The 3463-nt window shown below is 44.7% G+C and carries 4 protein-coding genes; all 4 read left to right on the top strand.

Going from position 1 to position 3463, the window contains the following annotated elements; translation table 11 throughout:
* The first annotated feature begins 299 nt into the window (after nucleotides 1–299).
* Nucleotides 300–1133, top strand: a complete 834-nt coding sequence (locus NZ583_09000) for a 4Fe-4S dicluster domain-containing protein (GenBank protein MCS7281730.1) — start codon at nucleotides 300–302, stop codon at nucleotides 1131–1133.
* Nucleotides 1130–2452: a Ni/Fe-hydrogenase cytochrome b subunit gene (gene hybB, locus NZ583_08995; GenBank protein ID MCS7281729.1), complete on the top strand. Its 1323-nt coding sequence runs from the start codon at nucleotides 1130–1132 to the stop codon at nucleotides 2450–2452. Before NZ583_09000 ends, hybB begins: the two co-directional genes overlap by 4 nt.
* Entirely contained in the window at nucleotides 2449–3147 is a 699-nt protein-coding gene (locus NZ583_08990) for a glycine cleavage system protein H (GenBank protein MCS7281728.1), read from the top strand. Before hybB ends, NZ583_08990 begins: the two co-directional genes overlap by 4 nt.
* A gap of 128 nt (nucleotides 3148–3275) precedes the next feature.
* Nucleotides 3276–3463, top strand: a 188-nt coding sequence (locus NZ583_08985) for a Wzz/FepE/Etk N-terminal domain-containing protein (protein MCS7281727.1), incomplete at its 3' end; no start/stop codon positions are given.

The raw sequence follows: 3463 nt of genomic DNA, 5'->3' as shown, positions 1-3463 counted from the left end.
AAAAGTGCTGATTGAGCTTCAAAATAGCCACAAAGCTGAACTTTTTTTTATGTCGAAAAAGTTTTCATGGGTGTTGAAATCCGTGAAAGTGTAGAGGAATTCTACACTCATGAAAAGCTTTGTCAGTAAGGGGGAAGGGCAATATGACGAGCTTTTCCACACATTGTAAAGTTTTAAAAGCGAAGATTGCACTTGAAAGTCTTGAGTATAAACCATTCACCAAAGGCATGTGCGTTGCAAAAATGATAGTGAAAACATGAACAAGCTATCTAAAAACGACCTAAGGAGGAACAGGTAATATGCGCAGAAGGGATTTCTTAAAGGTCATAGGATCGACCGCAGCCGGGGTCGCTCTCTCTCGATTCTTCGTTCCGAAAAAGGCTGTCGCTCAAGAAAAAGAGTTTATGGCTATACTCGTTGACACTACAAGATGCATAGGGTGCAGATCGTGCGAATTCGCATGTGCCAGTGCACATAACCTTCCCGAGCCGAGTCAGGACCCTTCAGTGTTTGAAAAGATAAGGAAAATGACCACGACTCAATGGACTGTGGTCAACCGTTATAACACAGAAAAAGGGGAGGTATTCGTAAAGAAACAGTGTATGCACTGTAACACTCCGGCTTGCGTCGCTGCCTGCCTTGTAAAGGCTATGAAAAAGCACGAAGAAGGCCAGGTTACATGGGAAGAGAACTGTATGGGATGCAGGCTCTGTATGTATTCCTGTCCTTTCGATGTACCAAAGTTCGAGTACGATAGTCCAAAACCGACTATTCAAAAGTGTAACATGTGCTTCGATCGGTACATAACCGGTAAAATTCCAGCATGCGTGGAAGTATGTCCCCAGGAGGCTCTGATCTTTGGAACCCGTAGGGAACTGCTTCTCGAGGCAAAAAGAAGGATCACCGCAAAACCGGATAGTTACGTACCACACATATATGGAGAGAAAGAGGTTGGAGGGACTTGTTATCTCTATCTGGCTGCCGTTCCTTTTAAAAAGATAGGTTTCAGGGTAGATCTCGAAAATAAACCTCTTCCGGAGTATACAACAGGGTTTCTCTATTCAGTTCCTTTCGTTCTTGTTCTATGGCCTCTTTTTCTGCTTGGTCTCAATAGACTCACCAAAAAAGAATGATCGAGAAGGAGGTTATGAAGATGTTCGGGACTTTCGCCGAAGAAAAGAAAAAGAGTTTGGGAGATATTATAAGATTCATCATCAGGGAGCTTAAGCCAAGGGGAAATATATTTACCCCTTTCAACATAATTTCGGCTCCGATAATTCTACTCGGTGCCTTCCTTATCTTTCTCAGACTTTACTACGGTCTAGGAAGTGTAACGAATCTGTCCCAAGATTATCCGTGGGGCATTTGGATCGCCTTTGACGTTATGTGCGGTGTTGCTTTTGCTGGAGGTGCATACGTTCTGTGTTTTGTCGTCTACATCCTTAATGCGGAAAAGTACCACACGGTGATCAGGGCGACGGTCCTTAACGGTCTACTTGCTTACATGTTTTACGCAGGGGCGATATTTCTTGATCTCGGCCGCTGGTGGAACATAGTAAATCCGATCATAGGAAGGGAATTTGGAGTAAACTCCGTTCTGTTTCTTGTGGCATGGCACTTCCTCCTCTACATGCTTGCAGAACTCATTGAATTTTCCCCTGCAATTGCCGAATGGCTCGAAGCGAAAAAGCTGAGAAAGATTCTTTCTTCCATGACTTTGGGAGCCGTAATATTTGGGATATGCCTTTCTACACTTCACCAGAGTGGACTTGGTGCCCTTGTCATGATGGCGAAGCCAAACATTCATCCATTGTGGTATACCGAGTTCATCCCCGTTTTATTCTTTGTCTCCAGCATCTTCGCAGGACTTTCCATGGTCATATTCGAGGGTACGATAAGCCACAGAGTCTTCCATCACGTGATGGATGATGAACACAGAAGACTTCACGACCCGATTGTCTTTAGCCTCGCAAAGGCTGCCGGAGTGGTAATGTTCGGCTACTTCTTCCTTAAGGTTCTCGTTTTCATACATGGAAAGCAGTTCGGGTATCTTACGACCCCCATGGGTTATCTCTTTCTCGTCGAGACTGTGGGTCTTGTACTTTTGCCTTGTTACCTCTACCTAAGAGGAGCAAAGCTTATGTCAAAGAAAACAGTTCTTATCGCCGCTTTCATGACCATGCTGGGAGTGATCCTTAACAGGTTCAACTACGTATTCATAGCGTACAAATGGTATTTGCCTCTGAGCGAAAGATACATTCCGACATGGATGGAAGTGGTGATAACCCTTGCGATCGTATTCGCTGAGATATGGGTTTTCAGGTTCTGCGTAAATAGGATGCCCGTACTTAGATCAGCTCCGGATTGGGCGGTTGCTCAGGATAATGAGAAAAAAAAGGAAAAAAGGAGAATAGAAAGGGTAATACCCTTAACTAGGGAGGTGGCATTATGACAAACTTTGCGGGAGAATTCTTTTACTATGACCTTTTTGCAACGAAAGGCATCGAGTACATAATCGTCATCGGATTCTTGCTCGCCCTTGTGGGATTTTGGAAATGGGTCAGCACGTCGCCTTACGCTGAGACACTGGTACCGGCCGAAGCAGGCTTTGCGCGGTGGTTTTTATTTCCCGAAAACCTCTACTATCACAGAGGGCACACATGGGCGAAAGAGGAGGAAGGCTATCTGAAAGTGGGAATTGATGATTTTGCACAAAAACTTGTGGGTAGACCAGAAGCCATAGAGCTCCCTTCTGTTGGAGAGAAGCTGGACCAGGGAGGTCGCGCTATAAAGTTCCGGGTGGATTCAAAGGCTATAGAAATGGTCTCTCCCGTGAAAGGAGAGGTTGTCGATATCAATGAAGAGGTACTTAAGAACCCTAGCGTTCTGACAGAAGATCCTTACGAGAAAGGATGGCTCATAAAGGTCAGGCCTGATGATACGAAAAGAAATCTGCGTAATCTCATATCCGGTTCCCTTGCTAAGGTGTGGTTTGAAGAGTCGGTTGAGGCCCTAAAGGAGAGGATAAGTGGAAGACTTGGCTACCTTTTGCAGGACGGTGGTGTGCCTGTCTCTGGAATGGCAAAGATGATAGATGAGAGAAACTGGGACAGGATCTGTAGGGAATTCTTCTTAACTGAGGATTGAGGCGAAGCAAAAGGGCCGCCATGGTTCTGTGGCGGCCCTTTTTATTTGACGTTATTTTTACCGCTACTCTTTCTTAATCGATCTTGATTTTTTCTCCCCCTTAGGTATAATTAGCCGAAAGTTTAGCCGTGAATGAGAGATCCTTTCAGCCCACATATGAAGAAGAAATAGACCTCATACGAATCATAGAAATCCTAAAAAAGCACATAAGACTCATTTTGGCGTGTGTGTTTCTAGTTACTGTCCTTGCGGGTATTTGGGCCTTTCTTATGGAACCGACATACGAAGTGAAAGCTATTATATCGCCAGTTACTGG

The organism is Thermodesulfobacteriota bacterium, assembly GCA_025062045.1.
In the GTDB taxonomy this organism is placed as follows: domain Bacteria; phylum Desulfobacterota; class Syntrophorhabdia; order Syntrophorhabdales; family JANXAF01; genus JANXAF01.
This window is presented reverse-complemented; position numbering and strand designations above follow the sequence as displayed.

What these genes read in the sequence shown, in the direction of transcription:
- NZ583_09000 (MCS7281730.1), top strand. Translation starts at nt 300, where the DNA reads ATGCGCAGAAGGGATTTCTTAAAGGTCATAGGATCGACCGCAGCCGGG.
- hybB (MCS7281729.1), top strand. Translation starts at nt 1,130, where the DNA reads ATGATCGAGAAGGAGGTTATGAAGATGTTCGGGACTTTCGCCGAAGAA.
- NZ583_08990 (MCS7281728.1), top strand. Translation starts at nt 2,449, where the DNA reads ATGACAAACTTTGCGGGAGAATTCTTTTACTATGACCTTTTTGCAACG.